Below are 736 nucleotides of genomic sequence, written 5' to 3' on the forward strand. Positions count from 1 at the left end.
CCGAGGTCACCGCGTTGCGCGAGAAGCGGCGAGGAAGGGGCGCCGAATGCTTCGACCAGCGCCTCCTCGACCGTTTCCCGGTAGCCGTGTTTGCGGAACAGCCGATAGCCTTCCGCTTCGGTTTGATAAGTCTGCAGGTGCGGCAGGATGCGCGAACCGGTCACGGCCTCGACGGCATCCATGGCCATGATCCAGCAGTCGGATGTTCCCCAGGCGCCGGGCAGCGCCTGGTGCCTGGCAATCACCGCATGGAGGCGGCGTTCCCAATCGGGATGACGGGTCATGTCTTTGCCTATTGGCTGGAGGTGCTGGAACTTGCCCGGCCCCAATCGATGCTGATGCGGCCGGCCGTTGCGGCATGTTCGAAGAACTTGTCGCCGGGTGCGCGCCGCTGCTGATCGGCAACCGAACGCACGCGGCCATTCTTGCGGCTGTAGTCGAGCTGGCGGCCCTCGCAGTCTGCCTGCAGAAGATAACCGTCTGCGGCATCGCTGGAATGCCGGATGACGTCGAGGAAACCGCGCGCCACGGTTTCCACCTGCAGGAGCGCGCCCGTATCCGGGTGGAAATGCGCGTCCATCACCACGACAGGCCTGTCCTGGTAATCCTCATCCTCGATCCGGACGAGAACGTCAGGCGTGAGGCCGATCGAGGGGCTTGCCGCGAGCGTCAGGGTGAAGTTGCCATCGGCCGTCGTGCCCGTCCCGTTTCCGAGATCGGACACCTTGATCAGGCC

Annotated in this window: 2 protein-coding genes; both read right to left on the reverse strand. The window is 64.8% G+C overall.

Annotated elements, in window-relative coordinates:
- Positions 1-284 (reverse strand): DUF6950 family protein (locus KLP42_RS26610; RefSeq protein WP_215571167.1); only part of this gene is annotated, 284 nt, incomplete at its 3' end.
- Positions 285-292: 8 nt separating this feature from the next.
- Positions 293-736, reverse strand: a 444-nt coding sequence (locus KLP42_RS26615) for a DUF2163 domain-containing protein (RefSeq protein WP_215571168.1), incomplete at its 5' end; no start/stop codon positions are given.

This window comes from Rhizobium sp. CSW-27 (assembly GCF_018760785.1).
In the GTDB taxonomy this organism is placed as follows: Bacteria; Pseudomonadota; Alphaproteobacteria; order Rhizobiales; family Rhizobiaceae; genus Neorhizobium.